The organism is Ensifer sp. 38_S197 (assembly GCF_056924495.1).
This window is the reverse complement of record NZ_JBXOVZ010000001.1, coordinates 387,155-404,502: the sequence shown is the minus strand read 5'-3', so window position 1 is coordinate 404,502 and position 17,348 is coordinate 387,155. Positions and strand designations below refer to the sequence as shown.

Sequence of the window (17,348 nt, the reverse complement as noted above, 5' to 3'; positions counted from 1 at the left end):
GGAGCGACCAGGATTGGGCCAATAGCCGCTCCCTCACGCCTCAGAGTTGCCTACCAGCGCCCGGCGTTCTGTCCGCCGTCGACATGCAGGACCTCACCGGTGACGAAGCCGGCGCCCTCCAGGTAGAGGACGGCGTCGACGATGTCGCGAATTTCGCCCATGCGGCCGACGGGATGCAGTGTCGAGAGGGCCGCATGCGTTTCCGGCGCGTGCATCGGGGTCTTGATGATGCCCGGCGAGACGGCATTGACGCGAACGCCGGTCTTGGCAAACTCAATGGCGAGCGCCTGGGTGACGGAATTCAACCCACCCTTCGTGATTGATGCAAGCGCCGCAGGGACGCCAGCAATCGGCTGGTTCACGAGGCTGGTCGTGATGCTGACGATGTGACCGGAGCCCTGCTTCAGCATTTCGCGAGCCGCGTGTTGGGTGATGTGGAAGAAGCCGGCGACGTTGACGCCCATGTTCAGATCATAGTCTTCCTGGGTGAACTCGGTGAACGGCTTGGCGGTGAAGACGCCGGCATTGTTGACCAGCGTATCGATGCGGCCGAACCGTTCCAGGCCCAGGCGAACCACCCGCTCGGCGGTCTCAGGATTGCTGATATCGCCGGCAACGCTCAGAATACCAGCGTCCGAACTTTCCTGGATGGAACGGGACGTGGCGACGACCCGGTAGTTGCGATCGCGGTAGGCCTGAACCAGGGCGGCGCCGATGCCCTGCGATGCACCAGTGATGATGGCGACCTTCTGCTCATTGCTCATGGATGTGATCCTTTTTCGATTGCAACGGGCGCTTGGTCCGGCCCGTCCTCCGCCCTCGGCGTTGGTGCAATCAGATTTAGACCCATCCAATGATTGGGAGAATTGGCGCCGATCGGCAGTCAATCAACCGATAATCGGCATAATTAGCCGAGCGTGCCGGCTTCCGTCGCCATCCGTGAAAACTCAGTTCTGAGACGCGGCAACGCGAAATCGGCAAAGGCACGAACCTTCGGCACTGTCATGCGGCCCTGTGGTGCAAGAAGGTGAACCGGCATCGGCGGATGCTCGGCGTCAGCCAGCACGATTTTCAGTCGCCCATCGCTGACGTAGCGCGCGACGTGATAGGAGTAGAGCCGGGTCAGGCCGGTACCCGCAGCGGCAGAGTCGAGCGCGGCACGCACACTGTTGACGATGCACCGCGGCGTGAACTGCACCGTGCGCGGGATCAACGAGCCTACGGCTGGCGTGAACGTCCAGGAATCGAGGCCGAAGTTGGTGAAGGCGACGATCTGGTGTTTGGCGAGATCGGCCGGCTCATCGATCCGCGGGTGGTTGGCAAGATAGCGAGGCGAGGCAACGACCACGCGCCGGACATCGCCGCCGATCCGTGTCGAAATCAGCGAAGAGTCGGCGAGATGGCCGATGCGCAGTGCGATATCGACACCCTCGTCGACGAGGTTCACAAAGCGGTCGAGCAGGAGAAGCCTGGCTGATACCGCCGGGTAGAGGTTGAGGAAGTCGTCGAGGATCGGACGCAGGACCTCTTCGCCAACGATCGGTGGTGCGGAGATCGTCAGAGTGCCGCGAGGGGCCGCACGTTCGCCACCTGCGAGCATATCGGCCTCTTCGAGATCGATCAGCACCCGCCGGCAGGCCGCCGCATAGCGCTGCCCGGCTTCGCTGAGCTTCAGCGATCGCGTCGTTCGATGCAGCAACTCGACCCCGACATGGGCTTCAAGCAAGTTCAGGGCGCGGCTGACGGCCGTCGGCGATCGCTTCAGCCGCCGGGCCGCGGCTGCGAGGCTGCCTTCGTCAACAGCAGTCACGAAGACTTTCATGGCGTCGATACGATCCATTCTGCCGACTTTCGCGATGATGGTTGCCGATTGGCAAGCATTCACCCGCGGCTTGGCAGAAGTAAAGGGGCGGGCACCTTCCTCTTGCGGGGTCAGGGCCACGTTCCCGGGAGCGGGTGATCACTCGGCGAAGAGTTTTTCGATCAGGTCGGATGCCGAGCCCTGCCAAAGCTCTCCCTTACCGGTACCCGCCCAAAGAGAGAGGAAGTCTGCCGACCCCTTTGCCGCGGATGCTCCCCGGATATCGCGTGTGAACTTGTTCTGAGCGGGGAAGGGCATCACGGCGGCGGCGTCCACCTCTTTCATGAAGCGGTTCTCGATGCCACGGGCAAACCGACCGGAGAAGGCGCGCGTTGTCCGCGTTATGCGCTCCTTACCTTGGAGTGCCGAGCGATAGGGCGCCGAGGTTCCGGCTTCGCTGGTGGCGAGGAAGGCCGTCCCCATCTGCACCGCACCGGCGCCCATTGTGAGGGCAGACCGGATGTCCGCAGCCGTCATGATGCCGCCGGCCGCTATCAAAGGTACCTTCACCCTCGGGAGGGTTTGGGTCAGCAGGTCATGAAGACCGATTTCACTGTCCGGGGCCCCGGGGTCGAAAATGCCGCGATGGCCACCAGCCTCAAAGCCCTGGAGGGTGATCGCGTCGACGCCGCTCTCTTCGAGCGCCTCTGCTTCCGCCGGTGTCGTCGCCGTGCCGATGATCAGCATCCCGGCCTTGCGCGCAGCTCGCATGTGCTCGGCAGGCAGCACGCCAAAGACGAAACTGAGGACAGCCGGCTTGGCCTTCAGCGCGGCCTCGAACTGCTGGTCGAAACCCTCTTCGTAAGGTGCGGCGAATGGCGGCGTCGGCAGATCCAGTTCGGCGCGGTACTTCGCCGTCGCCGCCAAGGCCCGCTCGATTATTGCAGCCTCGATCCGCGGCTGCGGGTGCTGGATGAAGAGGTTGATCGCAAAAGGACGCTCTGTGCCTGCGCGAACCCTCTCGACGAATGCGGTGATCGCCGCCGGGTCCGAATAGGCTGCACCGATCGAACCCAGCGCTCCTGATGCCGATGACGCGATGACGAGTTCCGGCGACGAGGGACCGCCGGCCATCGGTGCGACGATCAGCGGATGTTTCAGGCCAAGTTTCGCCAGGGGATCCAGCATGTTCGATATCCTCATGAATGTGCGTTCCTCTTCCGCCGGCTGCGCGCAGGCTGAGGTGATCGGCAACTGTGGAGACGCGTCGTCGCATTTATCGCTCCGGCATCCCGCGGGGCCATAAAGGAAACCAGGAGTGGCCAGAGGTCAATTGTCCAAAGGTTGCACTGGCGAACGGGTGACTGCGTCTGTGGAGAGTTGCAGCGAGATCGATTGACTGGCACTGTCGGTGCGTAACGAAGTTGTCTCCAAGAGGCCCCTGATGTCGCGACAGACGGACGCGCAAGATCCACCTCCAAGTCTGGTGGAACATTATCGGCCGGTACAGCTCAAGGCCGTGCTCGCCGCCTTTGCGGTGAAACATCGCGAACCTCCACCATCTCCGCCGGAGGAACGTTTCCACGGATCGCAATTGCCGGAAGGTTTTCACCTGCCGCAATCGGTCTACGACGACGAGTAGCTCTGCGCAGAGGATTTGACGGCTTGTAGCTTTGGTGCGCAGTCGGGTTCGACGAGCAATTGCTTCGTTCGACACCGGGCTGCCTTCGTGTCGATCTCGACCAATCCGAACGCCACGAACTCTTGAGCACACTGTGCAGCGGTAAGCACCCGGCGCACAAGCTCAAGCGGGCGCAAATCGAGCCCGATCGGCGAGGCGCTCGAGGTGCGCTGGCGGGGCGGCATCGCTTCCTGTGCGGTGCCGCCAGGGGTTTGTGTCGACCGTTACACCAGCGGGTGGGAGAGATCGACTTTTGTCGATTCCGAGCTCGTCGCTGAGCCGCTCACGCCGATGTCTCCCAGGGATTGATCACAGATGCGTCAGTGTCTTCAAAATCCTTGACGTTGCGCGTGACGAGGATCAGGTCGTGGACGATCGCAGTCGCGGCTAGGAGCCCTTCAATATCGCCACGCGGCCGGATCGCGGCGATGCGGCCCCATTCAACGGCGATCTGGTCCGTCACCGGCAGAATGCGGTCGCCATGGTCGTGGCGCAGCTTGCGCAGCCATTCGGTGAGGTGAGCAGCGGCCTTCGGATCCGACTTCTGCTTCAGCGCAATGCCGCGCATGATTTCGCCGAGGGTCAGCGCGCTTAGATGGATACTGAGCGGATCGACCGAGCGCAACCAGGCAACCGCCTGCTGCGTGCCGCGCCGCGCCTCCGAAACGATGTTGGTATCAACCAGATACATCAGAAGGCCACGTCGCGGCTTGGTGTCTTGACGCGCGCCTCGACCGCATCGGCAAGCTCATCATTCCAAGGGGGGCCGCCGAGTAGATCGTCGACCAGCGTCGGTCGGCCGGCCCGCAGAGCGTCATAGTCATGGGCGGACAGCACCACCGCCGCGCGCTCGCCACGCAGCGTGACGATCTGCGGCCCTTCGTGTCGCGCCTTCTGCACCACTTTCGAAAAGTGGTTCTTGGCGTCCTGCAACTGCCATTCCATTATTGCGCTCCAAACTAGCTAGGCTGTCTAGCTATATACACCCGCCCTCTAACGGATGAAAACGCAATTTTCTACGGATCGAAGGCGGGAGGACGAAGCGGCATTGCGCGATCCGGTGCTGCTGCTGATGGGCTGACGCTCGGGGACAGGGGGGCGCGTGCGAGCCCGTTGGTCGGTTCGGTTCCGGATCTGATTAGGGCGACGGCTGCCTTCGTGACGATGGTCACCATCTCGCCGATCAAGTCTTCCGAGAGGCTTTCGACGGCGAGCCGCAGTATGCTCAAGAGTTCGTTGCGTTCGGATTGATTTGGATCGACACGAAGGCAGCCCCGCGTCGCGCGAAGCGCCGAATGGCTCATCGAACCCGACGACCCACTAAGGCTACAACCCGCCAAATCCTCTGCACAAAGCGACGAGACCAAGACGAGGTGTCGCCTTCGCAATCAGGTCGTTGCAAGCGTCCAGCCCATGCCGGCAAGGGCGCAGGCAAGCAGCGTTGTGATGACCGAGGCATTGAAGCGGAAGATCGCCGTGCCGGCGGCAACTGTCAGCAGGAGCGATGGCATGACCAGCGACCGCAGCACCGGTATGTCGAGCGCGAACGGCCCGAATTGCCAGCGCACGAGCTCCGCAAACAGCGTGTGCAGGCCGAACCAGACGGCAAGGTTGAGGATCACACCGACGACGGCAGCCGTAATCGCCGACATGGCGCCTGTGAGTGCGATATTGCTCCGCAGCCGCTCGATGAAGGGTGCCCCGAGGAAGATCCACAGGAAGCAGGGCACGAAGGTCACCCAGGTGGTCAGTATCGCCCCCAGTGTCGCCGCGGCCATCGGATGGAGCGCGCCCGGATCGCGGTAGGCGCCCATGAAGCCAACGAACTGCACCACCATGATCAGCGGCCCAGGCGTTGTCTCGGCCATGCCAAGGCCGTCGAGCATCTCGCCCGGCTTCAGCCAGCCATAGTGCTGGACCGCTTCCTGGGCGACATAGGCGAGCACGGCATAGGCGCCGCCAAAGGTGACGACCGCCATCTGACTGAAGAACAGGCCGATCTGGCTGAAGACGCTCTCCCGGCCGAGGACGATGACGAGCAGCGCCAACGGTAAGAGCCACAACGCAAGCAGGACGCTGGAGATCCGAAGCGACCATGCAAGATTGGGGCGTGCGTGAACGGGGATTTCCTCGCCGAGCGCGGAGTCCTCGTCTCTCAGAAATGCGCCCGTGCCACCCTTGTGTCCGCCGCCGATGCGAAAAAGCGGCGAGCCGACGCGGGCCCCGACATAGCCAAGCACGCCGGCTGCCAGGATGATCAGCGGGAAGGGAACGCGAAAAAAGAAAATGGCGATGAAGGCGACCGCCGCGATGCCGACCATCATCCGGTTCTTGAGGGCCCGGCCGCCAATGCGGAAGACGGCCTGGACGACCACGGCGAGCACGGCGGCCTTGAGGCCGAAGAACAGCCCTTCGACGACGGTGACATTGCCGAAGGCGGCGTAGACGTAGCTCAAGCCCAGGATCGCCAGGAAACCGGGAAGCACGAAGAGAAGGCCGGCAACGAGGCCGCCGGCGGTGCGGTGCAGGAGCCAGCCGATGTAGACGGCAAGCTGTTGCGCCTCGGGTCCAGGCAGCAGCATGCAGTAGTTCAGCGCATGCAGGAAGCGATGCTCGCCGATCCAGCGCTTCTCATCAACGAGGATGCGATGCATCACCGCGATCTGTCCGGCCGGGCCCCCGAAGCTCAGCGCCGCGATGCGCGCCCATACCCGCACCGCTTCGCCGAACGAAATGCCGTGGCTATGCCCGTGCCGCGCCACATCGGGCGCGGCCTTGTCAGCGATATCGGTCATCTCAGAGATCCTTTTTCGGCGAAGGCCAGTTGTGCGTCTCGTTGGTTGCGTCCCGGCACCAGCGATAGAAGGCGTCGTAAAGCAGCATCCCTGCTTCCAGTTGCTCCAGGTCGTCGGCATACATGCGCGAAAGACCGAGAGAGGCGGCGAGCAGACCCGGTGCCTCGGGCGCAAGCTCGAGACGGGCGGTGTCGGCTCCGCGCACGATGGTCGCGAGCCGCAGCAGCGGGGCGGTTGCCAAGCCGAATTGCTCGACCATGACATCGAAGGTGCAGAGCTCGCCGCGGTGGCTCCAGGGGATCGGGGCATCGATATCGAAGGGCGTGGCGCCGAAGCGCTCGCCGACCAACTCGACTTCGGACGGTGCGACATACAGGAACACCGCTTTCGGATCGACGAAGCGGCGGATCAGCCAGGGGCAGGCGATACGGTCGATTTTCGGCCGCGCCCGCGTAACCCAGATGGTTCGTCCATTGGTGTCCCGTTCGGGGATGGCAGAAGCCGGCACGGCCGGATAGCCAGCGCCGATCCAGGCCTCGAAACCGCCTTCGAGCACGTCGGCAGCAATGCCGGCATTGCGAAGCCAGGCTGCAACGCCATGGCTAAGCTTCTTGCCCTGCTGGCAGATGATGATTGCCGCTGCCCTGTCGACATCCTTCATCCAGTCCTGCACCCGGCGATAGTCACGCCGGTGGGAACCTGGGACGAGGCGTGGATCGGCATCGAAGTCTTCGTCGATCCTGACATCGATCAGTGCGGGACAATTCGGCGTGCCGATGAGGCGGGAGAGTTTTTCCGAGGATATTTCGAGAAATGACGACATGACGCGTCCTCCGGATGAGCGGTTGAATGGACGCGATTCTTCGGCTGGCGCCTCATGGGGTGATCGCACCCCCATGCGCGAAGTTTTCCGCTCTTTGAGCAGACTGTCAAGCCGACGGTTGAGAATGGAAAGCCAGTCCACCGTGCTGAGTGCGGAAGGGCCACCGCACTCAGCACGCGGATGCTCGGCGTGTTCGGGCTATTTGCCGGCATCCTTGGCTGCGGTCTCGATGATCTCGGCAACCTTTTCCGGCTGCGAGGCAAAGACGGCGTGGCTCGCCTTGATTTCGCTTACCTTGCTGCCGGCTCGCTTGGCCATGCTTCTCTCAAGGTCCGGATTGATGGCGCGATCTTCGGTTGCCACGATCGCCCAGCTTTTCTTCGTCCTCCAGGCGGGATCGCCCGCCTTGGCCGTGAAAACTTCCTTTGCGGCAAAGACCTGCGACTTCGCGGCAAAGGCGGCCTCCGTTTTGGGAAGGTCGGCGGCGAAATCAGCAGCAAACGCTGTCGGGTCGAGATAGACGTATTTGCCGTCGGTGGTTTCCTTGATGCTCATCGCCGCCGGCGGCTTCGAACCGGCAAGTGCTGCCAAGTCCTCGCCCTTGTCGGGCTGAAAGGCTGCGACGTAGACCAATCCTTCGACCTTCCGGTGATGGCCGGCCTCGCTGATCACCATGCCGCCGTAGCTATGTCCGACGAGCAAGGTCGGCCCGTCCTGCAGGTCCAGAACTCGGTTTGTCGCCTCGATGTCGGCCGCAAGCGAGGTTAGCGGTTCCTGCACCACCGTCACGTTGAAGCCGCGCCGCGCCAGGATATCGCCGGCCTGCCGCCAGCCCGAACCGTCGGCAAAGGCGCCGTGCACGATGACGATGTTCTTGATGTCCGCGGCCTCGGCAGCGAAGGCGACAACGCTCGTTGCAAACGCAAGAGCAATGGTTGGGAGAATTCGGCGGCGCATGCGATCGTTCCTTCCGGGTTCGTGAGGCGACGATCGCAATCTGGTCCCGCGAGGTATCCCGGATATGTCGGCCCCCGCCATCAAATGTACCGCTATGTAGCGAAAAGCGATCGATCCCTTCTCGCGTCGCCCAAGGCTCAGATCGCGGCAATTGGCCCGCGAAACGGCTCCGAATCTTGTTTTTGATCGGCTTCCAAGTTCCTTCGATGCGGTTCCTGTCCATTCAAGGTCTCGTCGACCTACAGGCGCTATTGCAACTCGCGGTGGAAGAATTGGTTCTCGGCAAACGCGAAGTGCCCCGACGTCTTAGGAACATTAGAAAAGCACAATGGTTTGGGCGGCAGTGCGATAAACAAGTTGGAGAGTTCTAATGACCAATATCCTTATCAAAAGTGCCTTGGCCTTGAGCCTTGGTACCGTGGGCATTCCCGCCTTCGCCCAGACAGAACAGCCCGCTCAAGGGCAAGCCGAGCAACCCGCCCAAGGCCAATCGACCAAGTGTCCTGTGGGGACCGAATGCCCGAAGGGTGGTACGGAACAGAACCAACAGCCCGACACTCAAGGGTCCACTCAGCCTGAGACGCAATCACCGGATCAACAGGGTTCGAATGGCAAGCAGATGGGTACGGGACAGAAACAGCCCGACACCCAAGGCCAGGCACAGCAAGGTCAAAGCACCGAACAACAGAAGACCAACCGAAAGAAGACTGGTGCGGCCGAGAGCCAAACTCAGGAGCAAGGCGGCACGACCCAGCAGAACAATGCAAGCCAAACTCAGAAATCGGGAAGCGGACAGGGCGGCAACGAGCAGCCCACACAACAGGGTGAAGCCAATCAGTCTGGTCAAGGCAAGTCCAACTCGTCCACGACCAACGTGACCGTCGAACAGAAGACCGAAATTACGCAGGTCATCAAGGAAGAAAAGGTTAGACCCATTGACGTCGATTTCGACGTTTCGGTCGGCGTCGCTGTGCCTCGGACCGTCAAGGCCAAGCTGCAACCGCTGCCGCGTCGCATAGTTCAGATCGTCCCCGCATACGAAGGCTACCTCTACTTTGTCCTCGCTGATGGTCGGATCGTCATCGTTGACCCATCTTCGCTGGAGGTTGTCGTGGTCATTGCCTGACCGATCGTTCGGGCCGGCTGGCTGCCAGCCGGCCCGTCTCTCTGGCCGCCATTGCGGCCAGAATTGTCTGGGGTTTCGAAACTAGGGTGATAATCCTCAAAATCGGACGCTCAGCCCGGGTCGGCCAGCGGCCCGGCGTCGTCCTGACGCTGGCGCTTTCTGCGGCCTTTCGTCTTGATCTCGACTGCGAGATCGTCGAGATATTCGAGCGCTTCACCCGCAGCGATTGCGGAGGTGGTACTGCCGTCGTCAACGGCCTGCCGCAGGTCGTTTCGCGCCTCTTCCACCGTCTTCTCGATGAACCGATGCGGATCCTGGCTGTGAGAGGCCGCCCATCGCAGCAACCGACACATCAACCTCTCATTCACCCGCATCGCAGTAACGGCCTGGCTCAGCATCAGGTTCATTTTTTGAGCTTTGTCGACCTTTATCTTCCGGGACATGAGATGGTCTCTCCGCTGTTCTGCACGTGATGTTTGTGTCCTTAGTCGAACACTTGCGGGCTGAAGAGGTTCCGTGACTTTCCGTCACGGTGGCCGCGGATGCTCGTGCGGAACATTTGGTCCCGACGGCGGTTTGACGGCTTCAACCAGAGGAGAACGGTCGTGCCCCGCGGAAACAAACGGACAAACACCCAGGACCATCAACGCAAGACCGACCATGGTAGTGAGCCGGGACGCGAAGCGTCATTGCAGAAGGGTGGACAGATCGGCGTGGACGCCTCAGTCCGACGTTCCAAGGCAGATCGCTCGGTGTCTCCGAAGAAGGCAACCGAAACGCGCAAACCGATAGAAGATCGCAGCTCACGCTGACGCTCACGTCCCTTCTAAAAGTGGTTTTGAGCTTCCGCAGAGCGGAACATTTTGAGAGTTGGGACGTACTTGCTGGGCCGGGCAACACGAATCCGCCAATGAATGCCCGGTCGGAAGCGAGCAGTCCGATGCCGTCACGCCCCTTCGATGAGGACGCAGTCGCCGACGATGTCCTTCGGGCCAGGTTGGCTGCGATCGTGGAGTCGTCCTTCGATGCGATTATCAGCAAAGATCTGGACGGCACTGTGCGCACATGGAACGGAGCCGCGGAGCGGCTGTTCGGGTACATGGCCGAGGAGATGATGGCGCAATCGATCCTCACCATTATCCCGCCGCATCTGCACGGCGAGGAGTGGAGGCTGCTCGATCGCCTGGGACGGGGAGAGCGGATCGACCCGTTCGAGACGGTACGGCAGCGCAAGGACGGAAGTTATGTTTCCGTGTCGCTGACAGTCTCGCCCATTCGAAACGGCGTGGGCAAGATCGTGGGCGCATCGGTGGTCGCCCGCGACATTACATCGAACAAAGAGAAGGAACGGCGCATTCGCCTTCTCCTGCGTGAGGTGAACCACCGGGTTCGCAACCAGTACGCCATCATCCTTGCGATGATCAGGCAGAGCGGCAGTGAGGCATCCAATGCAGCCACATTCCAAAAGCGGATCGAGGAGCGTATCTGGGCACTGGCAGCCTCCCACGATCTGATTGCGTCCGCCGACTGGAAGGGGGTTGATCTCGGTGGTCTCGTCGAGACGCAAATGGCGCCCTTTCATCCGGGCGATACCTATGAGATCGCCGGCCCCTCCCTTGCGTTGGCGCCAGTCGCGATCGAGAACCTCGGCATGGCGATCCACGAATTGGCACTGAATTCGCTGCACAACGGCGTCCTGAAAGAGCGAACCGGAGCGATCTCCGTGCAATGGGCGCTCGCCGAACGGGGTCCGATCCGGGGCTTCTCGATCACATGGGAAGAGCGGGTGGCACCGGGAAGCAAAAGCCCGAGCTTTCCGCAAACCGGCTTCGGCGCAGTTGTGCTCAGGCGCAGCGTTGCGCAGGCGTTGAACGCGACCGTGGACATTCTCTGCGGCGACGGAATGCTCCGGTGGCGATTGGCAGGACCGGCGGATCAATTCCTGGAGCCACACCAGGCCGCCATTGAGCCGCGCCCGACCGATGGGGCATAGCGGCTCTGCGGCTCGCGCAGTCACTCAGCGAGGTGCTGGCGGCGCTCGTTCATGAATTTGTCGAGATCACTGCGCGCCGGCCCGACACGGCCGAAAATCTCGCGTGCGACCAGAGGCGTCAAACCGTATTTCGCAATGAATTCCGCAAGGTCGTAATGGCCGTAATAAACGGCCTCCGACGGATTGATGATCTTGGCGCGCCCTCGTTTGGCAGGTGCAGACGGTTTGCTTCCATGGGAAGCGGGCTGGTGCTGTGCCATCTCGATCTCCTGGTGTCGTGCGACGTCGGTGTTTGCGGTTCGCAACCCACGCCGACCCGTGGCGCTGCGTCAGCGCCCAAGTGTTCCAACGTCCATTTTGTTCCCTCCCGGAAGCCTTGGAGCGCGACAATCCTGAGGTTTCGACGCCGGACAGGATCCCCCGATGCATTATTGAGACATGGGGGCGGTCGTTCCGCCCGAAGGGTCGAGACCTTGTCTTGACGAAGTCGGTGTGTACCCCGGGCTGCAATCAGCCGGTGCTTGCCGGGATTGCGCCATCAGGGGCGCGGCCGCAGCCGATCCCGTTCGGCATCTATTTCCCCGTTCGTCCAAGGTCTGCCAGCCTCATCGAAACGTTCCCAGCCCGTCTGCTCGTAGTCGGCGCGGCGCTCTGCGGGGTCCACGCTCGCCCGCCCGAGGATAGCCTGAACGCGGTAGGCCATCGGTTCGTCGAGAACGCGGGCAATCACCAGTGTGCCGCCACGGCGTATCCCCTCCGCGTAGAAATGCGCGTCCTCTTCATAAACGCCGGCATCAATCAGCCCGCCGATGATGCCGCCCACCGCGCCGATGGAAACGGCGCCGGCGGCGGCCCCTGCAAGCGTCGCTGCCAGCCAACCGGCGGCAACGACGGGACCGATCCCTGGAATGGCCATCAAACCAAGGCCCGCCAACAGTCCGAGAGTGCCTCCGGTGACCGCGCCGACGGCTGCTCCAGTTCCAGCACCCTCGACAGCGCGGCTTTCGCCCGCATGCCGACCGCCCACATTATTGGCGATGATGCTTATGTTCTCGGAGGGAACGCCCGCCTGCTCCATCTCAGTGACCGCTGCGCGTGCGTCGGCGTAGTCGTCGAACAATCCTGTCACCGTTTGCATTCGAAACCTCCTTATCGCTGCCGGCGGCACTGGCTCAGCCAGAAACTCCGCAAATTCTCGTGGCCCAACCGACTGTTATTTCTTTGGTTCCGGTCGGTTGGTCTCTGGTTCCGGGTCAGACGTAGCGGGGCGGCTACGGTCGGGCGGATTAGATGGCCCAAGGATTCCCGGTAACGAGAGGCGGTCGTCGTGTCGGTCAGTCGATCTTTCCCATCAACGCCGTGCCGAGACTGCCCATGGCGAACGAGGCGCCGAAGGCGAAGATCTGCATGAAGAGGGCCACGGGTTCGATTGAGCCGCTATGGCCAAGCGCCTCCGGATTTTGGGCGACGATCACCAGGGCGGTGATGGCGCCCAGCAGGAAGCCGGACGACAGATGCCAAAAGAGAAAACGCAACAACATGGGCATTTCTACCTCCGCGGACGAGAGGCGAGGGCCTTCGGCAACAAGCGCTGTCGCGAGCAACGGTCAATCGGAATTGATCGCCTCGCGGCTCACACGTTCCTCCAGCCTCGCCAGGTAGGATTGCAGGCGGAGAAGCTTCTTCCGATCGTCGGCAACGAGCGCTTTGATCACCTCGGAGCGGTTCATGGCGGGAGCCACGCCAACGACTTCGCTTGCTTCCGCAAGGATGTCGTCGATCTCGTGTTCGAGCTCTTTCGTCATTTGCCGCAACATTGCCAATTGGTCTTCGAGCGGATGTGCATCCGCATCTACATCGAGATATGACTGGTTATGCTGTTCCGCATCGAGCGTTGCCGTTTCCTTGCGCATCACCGTGCACTCCTCCGGCAGCCGAACCGGCCTACGCGCAATTGGTTCCCGGGCTTTGATTTCGCAGGGGATAGCGTGCAGCCGGAATGCTGCGATTGAGCTTCGTTGTTATCCGGCCATGAGCTTGAGCGCCTCCGGATCGCGGACGCCCGATCGAAACAGTTCGATGACGCGCGCCGCAAGGGTTTGCGCGCGCGCGTCCGCGGGCGAAATGTTCTTCTCTCTCAACAGTTGATTGAGCACGTCTTGCAGCATCGCCATCTCCTGTGGGCGGATGACTGCGCTTCGATCTTGCCCGTTGGGGTTCATGGGGGTTTCTCCTGGAGAAGCCCCATCCAACTTGCGCCCCGCGATTTTGTTCCCGTGAGAGGATTTTCGCCATGCCTCGCCAACGCGGCTTTGGATAGGCGGGATCACCGAAATCGATTTACGCTTGCGGTGCCCTTTTTAGGTCCAGTTGCTTTTGCTGCCCAATGGGGCACTGAAGCGGATACGTCAGGCCTCATGCTGCCATTCTGCGGCAGCTTTCGGCGCAGCGCCGACACGCTTCGACGCAACTTTCCATGTTACCAAGATGCATGCAATCATCCGCGCACTCTTGGCAGAGGTCCGCGCAAATCCGGCAGACTTGCCGGTGGTGGTCGGTGCCAATCATCATCAACCGGGCTGACGCCTGGCATAGCTCGGAACAGGAGAGAATGAGCCGAAGATGCCGCGGTTCCACATGTTTTCCCCCGAGTTCGATGCACCGTTGCATGGCGGTGTCCAAGCATTCACGATGGCAAACGAGGCAATCGTCGATGCATTCGTTCATCTCGGACATCGGGTTGTCGTACATCGTTCCGTCCTCCTGTTGGGCATCTATCATGGGGGAAATGTTTCGCGTGCTCCCCTGTTGAACCAAGCGCCGACAGGAAAGGTTCCCGATGTGGGCGCAAGCCCGCCATTGCGTCGCCCGGGCACGCGACGCGCTAAGGTGGCCTCTTGAAGCCGCCCATGGACCTATCTGCTCTTCCTCGAGCGGCGCCGTCTTAGAAATCGGACGAACTGGGCTTCGTCCGCCCGAAGTCCCGCAACAGGCTTCGGGTTGGCGCCGCCTTTCGGGATTGTTTCGCCAGGATGCGAAAGAGCAAGCACGGCGGGATGGACATAGCTCTTGCGGCAGACGGCGGGTGTGTTGTGAAGGACGTTTGCTGCCGCTTCGCACATTTGCTTGATTGTCGGGCGCCTGCCTTCGTTGAGGGCTTGTCGCGCGACGGCAAAGGCAGCAACGCTTCCCGCCCAAGTTCTGAAGGTCTTGGCGGAGATCTGGGTGCCGGCGATCTCGGCGAGGTAGCGATTGAAACGGCCGGACTCGATCGGTTGTGCCTTGCCGTTAGGCCCCACGCAAACAAAGAGTTGTCTCCCTGGAAGTTCAGCAATTTCCTCCAGAATTCGTTGCAGTCTGGGATTGCGCAGGCGTCTGCGGATACGCTGCCCGCCCTTGCCCCTGAAGTTCAGTTCGATGCAATCGTCGCGAATCTTGAGATGCCGCTTGAGAAGCGTGACGGCGCCGTAGCTGCCGTTCTGCTCGACATAGTTGGCACTCCCGATGCGAAGCGGTGCCTGATCGAGCAGCGCAGCCAGCGTGGCAAGAATTGTAACCGGATCGTCGATCGGCCCGCTCATATGCTCGCGCATCGTTCGGCGCATCCGCGGCAGTGCTTTGGCAAAGGCAGGAAGCTGGTCGTATTTGGCGCGGCTTCGCAATTCCTGCCAGGCATCGTGGTAGCGATATTGTTTCCGGCCGCGCGCATCGTAGCCGGTCGCCTGAAGGTGGCCGTTCTTGTTCAAACAAATCCACACATGTTCGTAGGCTGGTGGCAATCCAAGCGCTTCAATGCGCTCGATGATACTGGGGTCTTTCAAGGGTTCGCCGTTCGGGCGTCGATAACAAAAGCCGTTCCCGATGCGCGACCGGCTGTAGCCCGGTTCCTTGTCGGAAACATAGACAAGGTCGTGCTCAGCCGGTGTCACGCTCTGGCCTGTGCCCAATCAGACCCGCCCCATCAACAGGAGCACCACCAGTACGACGACCAGAACGCCGAACAGGCCGGACGGGCCGTAGCCCCAATTCGCAGAATAGGGCCACGCGGGAAAAGCGCCGACCAGCAGCAGAATCAGAATGATCAGCAGTACGGTTCCAAGCATCTTTCAGTCCTTCCGCTATTCGCTCCTTGAATCACCAGACTTCGATGACTTCACGGGTCTGCGGGTTGATCAGCACTCTACGGTCATTGAGCACCACGTAGCCGTAGGCAGGCTGATTTGGGATCGTATGGATCTCGACGGTATCGGGAAGGCGGGTGCCGACGACCAGGTCGCCCTGATAGACGACCGAAGGGCTGCTCTGCTCAAGAACGTAGGTCTTGACTTCACCGGGCACGACGACGGTTGCGGTCTGCGCGACGGCGACACCACCGAAGGACAGGCCCGCGAACAAACTTGCCAGGATTATTTTCTTCATGATCAAGCCTCCTAACTGGTGTGGACTAACCGACGATTGCGAGAATGGTTCCGAAATGCAGCCGATAGCAGTAGGCCGGACGAGTAAGGTGGCGACCGCCTTCATCCGTGCGTCCGTCGCGCCGCACGGGGTTTCGAGATCACGATTGTCAGCGACTGCATCTCCGCAGCCTATCTGCGGGAAACGTCTCGCCTTTCGAACTTCAGCCACGGGTCCTGTTCGCCGGATGGCGACCGATGCCTTCAACTTCGCCCGGAACCCGTCGTCGTCCTCCGAGTTTATTTATCGAATAGGAGGAACCAATGGTGAAAACGATCGAAACGAACGTCGACGCTGGTGCCGGACGTGACTTCGAATGTCAGTTGGCAATGAGCGATCAATTTCGGCTCCTGACGGAATTCGCCGAACATGCAGGGTGGTCCTGGGACGAAATCGCCATGGCCTTGCTGGAGCTGACCGACGACTATGTCGCCGCCATGCGCACGCCCTTGGAACCTGCAGTGGCGCACGCCAAGTTCGTTTCCAAAAGCAATACGCGGCACTGAGTTGGCATCACCAGAGCATCTCTCTGAAAGAGCAGGCGCTCCTGTCGAACCCCGTGTCACGAACTCAGCTCGACTTCTTTGGCTGCATACTCCTTAGGTATGATGTTCGATACCTATTTCAAAGTAGAGGACACGGAGCAACTACTTCCTTTTTCATCCGCAACACCCCAATTTGATCGTATTCTGGAGACGCCTTTTGCAGTAGTCTCTAATATATTGGTTGTTGTAGAGTAAACGCGTTTCGTAAAAATTTTTAGCGGAGAGTCTCTGTCAAGTTAATGTGGTGGACCGATCTCCAAGTATAAACCGAAGTATTTTTATGACCTGATAGCGCAGCCCTGGTGGTTTCATTGCGAATCGTGGGTTGAATATTTTCGGGTCTGGGGGAAATGTAATTATGATCTTAAAAAAGTCGAATGGGAAGCAATTAGCTAACGATACCTTCCACTTGTCCGGTAAACATTTCGAAACCGTCGAAGCGGGCCCGGAGGCAGCACCACAACGGGAGCGCCTGCTGGTTATCATCGACGGTCGCGCGCTTGACCGACAATGCCTGGCGCAGAGCATCGTCGCCCACAAGGCGGAGCTGCGTGTGCTGGCCTTTGGATCAATCGAGGAGTGGAGACAGCGACACAGCCAATGGCCTCAACTGTCCGCGATCCTGCTGGACATCGGCGGGAGAAGAATTTCTGAGCCGGCCGTCGCCGAAGAAATTCGCAGGTTGTCGTCGGATTTTGAGCCGGCGCCCGTTATCGTCCTGGCAGACACAGACGAACTTAGCCAGATCATGAAGGCGCTTGAATGCGGGGCGAAGGGCTACATTCCGTCCTCCGTCAGCATCGATGTGTGCATAGAGGCTGTCTACCTTGCTTTGGCCGGTGGCACATTCGTTCCTGCCAGCAGTGTGTTCGCCATGCGCCAGTTGCTGGAAACGGGCAGCACGGCCGCGCGTCCGCTCGCCGGAATGTTCACGGCGCGCCAGGCGGAAGTGGTCGAAGCCCTGCGACGTGGAAAGGCCAACAAGATCATCGCCTATGAGCTCAATCTGCGCGAAAGCACCGTCAAGGTTCATATCCGCAATATCATGAAGAAGATAAAGGCGACGAACAGGACCGAGGTCGCCTACAAGATAAACGATCTGTTCCCTGCGGATCCGCCAGTCGAGGGCATCAACCAGCGGTATCGCTGACTGGACGTGTCGCTGGACG

General features: G+C 60.9%; 23 protein-coding genes. 5 read left to right on the top strand and 18 right to left on the bottom strand.

Annotated features, from left to right (window positions below; all coding sequences use genetic code 11):
• Positions 1 to 50 precede the first annotated feature (50 nt).
• The 3 genes from AC1Z3V_RS01725 to AC1Z3V_RS01715 form a co-directional block, all read right to left on the bottom strand.
• On the bottom strand, positions 51 to 764 hold the full coding sequence (locus AC1Z3V_RS01725) for an SDR family NAD(P)-dependent oxidoreductase (protein ID WP_483496860.1): 714 nt from the start codon (positions 762 to 764) through the stop codon (positions 51 to 53).
• Positions 765 to 907: 143 nt separating this feature from the next.
• Positions 908 to 1,840: a LysR family transcriptional regulator gene (locus tag AC1Z3V_RS01720; RefSeq protein WP_483496859.1), complete on the bottom strand. Its 933-nt coding sequence runs from the start codon at positions 1,838 to 1,840 to the stop codon at positions 908 to 910.
• 120 nt (positions 1,841 to 1,960) lie between these two features.
• Entirely contained in the window at positions 1,961 to 2,989 is a 1,029-nt protein-coding gene (locus tag AC1Z3V_RS01715; protein ID WP_483496858.1) for an NAD(P)H-dependent flavin oxidoreductase, read from the bottom strand.
• A 256-nt stretch (positions 2,990 to 3,245) separates the two neighbouring features.
• On the opposite strand from AC1Z3V_RS01715, the gene AC1Z3V_RS01710 reads away from it, so the two are divergent.
• Positions 3,246 to 3,443 (top strand): hypothetical protein, encoded by a 198-nt coding sequence (locus AC1Z3V_RS01710; RefSeq protein ID WP_483496857.1) that lies wholly within the window; start codon positions 3,246 to 3,248, stop codon positions 3,441 to 3,443.
• A gap of 322 nt (positions 3,444 to 3,765) precedes the next feature.
• Here AC1Z3V_RS01710 and AC1Z3V_RS01705 read toward each other — a convergent pair whose 3' ends face one another.
• The 5 genes from AC1Z3V_RS01705 to AC1Z3V_RS01685 form a co-directional block, all read right to left on the bottom strand.
• A complete protein-coding gene (locus AC1Z3V_RS01705; RefSeq protein ID WP_483496856.1) occupies positions 3,766 to 4,173 on the bottom strand; it encodes a PIN domain-containing protein in 408 nt (135 codons plus the stop codon).
• Positions 4,173 to 4,427: a type II toxin-antitoxin system Phd/YefM family antitoxin gene (locus tag AC1Z3V_RS01700; protein WP_429810125.1), complete on the bottom strand. Its 255-nt coding sequence runs from the start codon at positions 4,425 to 4,427 to the stop codon at positions 4,173 to 4,175. The genes AC1Z3V_RS01705 and AC1Z3V_RS01700 overlap by 1 nt, the downstream gene beginning before the upstream one ends.
• A 443-nt stretch (positions 4,428 to 4,870) precedes the next feature.
• Positions 4,871 to 6,277: a chromate efflux transporter gene (gene chrA / locus AC1Z3V_RS01695; RefSeq protein ID WP_483496855.1), complete on the bottom strand. Its 1,407-nt coding sequence runs from the start codon at positions 6,275 to 6,277 to the stop codon at positions 4,871 to 4,873.
• 1 nt (position 6,278) lies between these two features.
• Positions 6,279 to 7,100 carry a chromate resistance protein ChrB domain-containing protein gene (locus AC1Z3V_RS01690; RefSeq protein ID WP_483496854.1) on the bottom strand — a complete coding sequence of 274 codons (822 nt, stop codon included), beginning with the start codon at positions 7,098 to 7,100 and terminating at the stop codon, positions 6,279 to 6,281.
• A gap of 198 nt (positions 7,101 to 7,298) precedes the next feature.
• Positions 7,299 to 8,057, bottom strand: a complete 759-nt coding sequence (locus AC1Z3V_RS01685; RefSeq protein WP_483496853.1) for an alpha/beta hydrolase — start codon at positions 8,055 to 8,057, stop codon at positions 7,299 to 7,301.
• A gap of 370 nt (positions 8,058 to 8,427) precedes the next feature.
• Here AC1Z3V_RS01685 and AC1Z3V_RS01680 point away from each other — a divergent pair, with 370 nt between their 5' ends.
• Positions 8,428 to 9,183: a DUF1236 domain-containing protein gene (locus tag AC1Z3V_RS01680; RefSeq protein WP_483496851.1), complete on the top strand. Its 756-nt coding sequence runs from the start codon at positions 8,428 to 8,430 to the stop codon at positions 9,181 to 9,183.
• A 110-nt stretch (positions 9,184 to 9,293) separates the two neighbouring features.
• Here AC1Z3V_RS01680 and AC1Z3V_RS01675 read toward each other — a convergent pair whose 3' ends face one another.
• Positions 9,294 to 9,626 carry a hypothetical protein gene (locus AC1Z3V_RS01675; RefSeq protein ID WP_483496850.1) on the bottom strand — a complete coding sequence of 111 codons (333 nt, stop codon included), beginning with the start codon at positions 9,624 to 9,626 and terminating at the stop codon, positions 9,294 to 9,296.
• Between the two features lie 467 nt (positions 9,627 to 10,093).
• Here AC1Z3V_RS01675 and AC1Z3V_RS01670 point away from each other — a divergent pair, with 467 nt between their 5' ends.
• On the top strand, positions 10,094 to 11,176 hold the full coding sequence (locus tag AC1Z3V_RS01670) for a PAS domain S-box protein (RefSeq protein WP_483496849.1): 1,083 nt from the start codon (positions 10,094 to 10,096) through the stop codon (positions 11,174 to 11,176).
• 20 nt (positions 11,177 to 11,196) lie between these two features.
• On the opposite strand, the gene AC1Z3V_RS01665 is transcribed toward AC1Z3V_RS01670, so the two are convergent.
• From AC1Z3V_RS01665 to AC1Z3V_RS01625, 9 genes are all read right to left on the bottom strand, one after another.
• Entirely contained in the window at positions 11,197 to 11,436 is a 240-nt protein-coding gene (locus AC1Z3V_RS01665; protein WP_483496847.1) for a hypothetical protein, read from the bottom strand.
• Positions 11,437 to 11,714: 278 nt separating this feature from the next.
• Positions 11,715 to 12,314, bottom strand: a complete 600-nt coding sequence (locus tag AC1Z3V_RS01660; RefSeq protein ID WP_483496846.1) for a hypothetical protein — start codon at positions 12,312 to 12,314, stop codon at positions 11,715 to 11,717.
• 196 nt (positions 12,315 to 12,510) lie between these two features.
• Positions 12,511 to 12,723, bottom strand: a complete 213-nt coding sequence (locus tag AC1Z3V_RS01655; protein WP_483496845.1) for a hypothetical protein — start codon at positions 12,721 to 12,723, stop codon at positions 12,511 to 12,513.
• Between the two features lie 60 nt (positions 12,724 to 12,783).
• On the bottom strand, positions 12,784 to 13,089 hold the full coding sequence (locus tag AC1Z3V_RS01650) for a hypothetical protein (RefSeq protein ID WP_483496844.1): 306 nt from the start codon (positions 13,087 to 13,089) through the stop codon (positions 12,784 to 12,786).
• Between the two features lie 108 nt (positions 13,090 to 13,197).
• The gene (locus AC1Z3V_RS01645) at positions 13,198 to 13,398 is read right to left on the bottom strand and encodes a hypothetical protein (protein WP_483496843.1); all 201 of its coding nucleotides are present in this window, start codon (positions 13,396 to 13,398) and stop codon (positions 13,198 to 13,200) included.
• 193 nt (positions 13,399 to 13,591) lie between these two features.
• The gene (locus tag AC1Z3V_RS01640) at positions 13,592 to 13,903 is read right to left on the bottom strand and encodes a four-helix bundle copper-binding protein (RefSeq protein ID WP_483499509.1); all 312 of its coding nucleotides are present in this window, start codon (positions 13,901 to 13,903) and stop codon (positions 13,592 to 13,594) included.
• Between the two features lie 188 nt (positions 13,904 to 14,091).
• Complete coding sequence (locus tag AC1Z3V_RS01635) at positions 14,092 to 15,123, bottom strand: DNA topoisomerase IB (protein WP_483496842.1); 1,032 nt, start codon at positions 15,121 to 15,123, stop codon at positions 14,092 to 14,094.
• Positions 15,124 to 15,279, bottom strand: coding sequence for a DUF3309 family protein (locus AC1Z3V_RS01630; RefSeq protein WP_429810102.1), 156 nt, complete (start codon positions 15,277 to 15,279; stop codon positions 15,124 to 15,126).
• A 31-nt stretch (positions 15,280 to 15,310) separates the two neighbouring features.
• Positions 15,311 to 15,595 carry a DUF1236 domain-containing protein gene (locus tag AC1Z3V_RS01625; protein WP_483496841.1) on the bottom strand — a complete coding sequence of 95 codons (285 nt, stop codon included), beginning with the start codon at positions 15,593 to 15,595 and terminating at the stop codon, positions 15,311 to 15,313.
• Positions 15,596 to 15,897: 302 nt separating this feature from the next.
• Here AC1Z3V_RS01625 and AC1Z3V_RS01620 point away from each other — a divergent pair, with 302 nt between their 5' ends.
• Positions 15,898 to 16,140, top strand: a complete 243-nt coding sequence (locus AC1Z3V_RS01620; protein ID WP_483496840.1) for a hypothetical protein — start codon at positions 15,898 to 15,900, stop codon at positions 16,138 to 16,140.
• 397 nt (positions 16,141 to 16,537) lie between these two features.
• Complete coding sequence (locus AC1Z3V_RS01615) at positions 16,538 to 17,329, top strand: LuxR C-terminal-related transcriptional regulator (protein ID WP_483496838.1); 792 nt, start codon at positions 16,538 to 16,540, stop codon at positions 17,327 to 17,329.
• Positions 17,330 to 17,348: the final 19 nt, after the last annotated feature.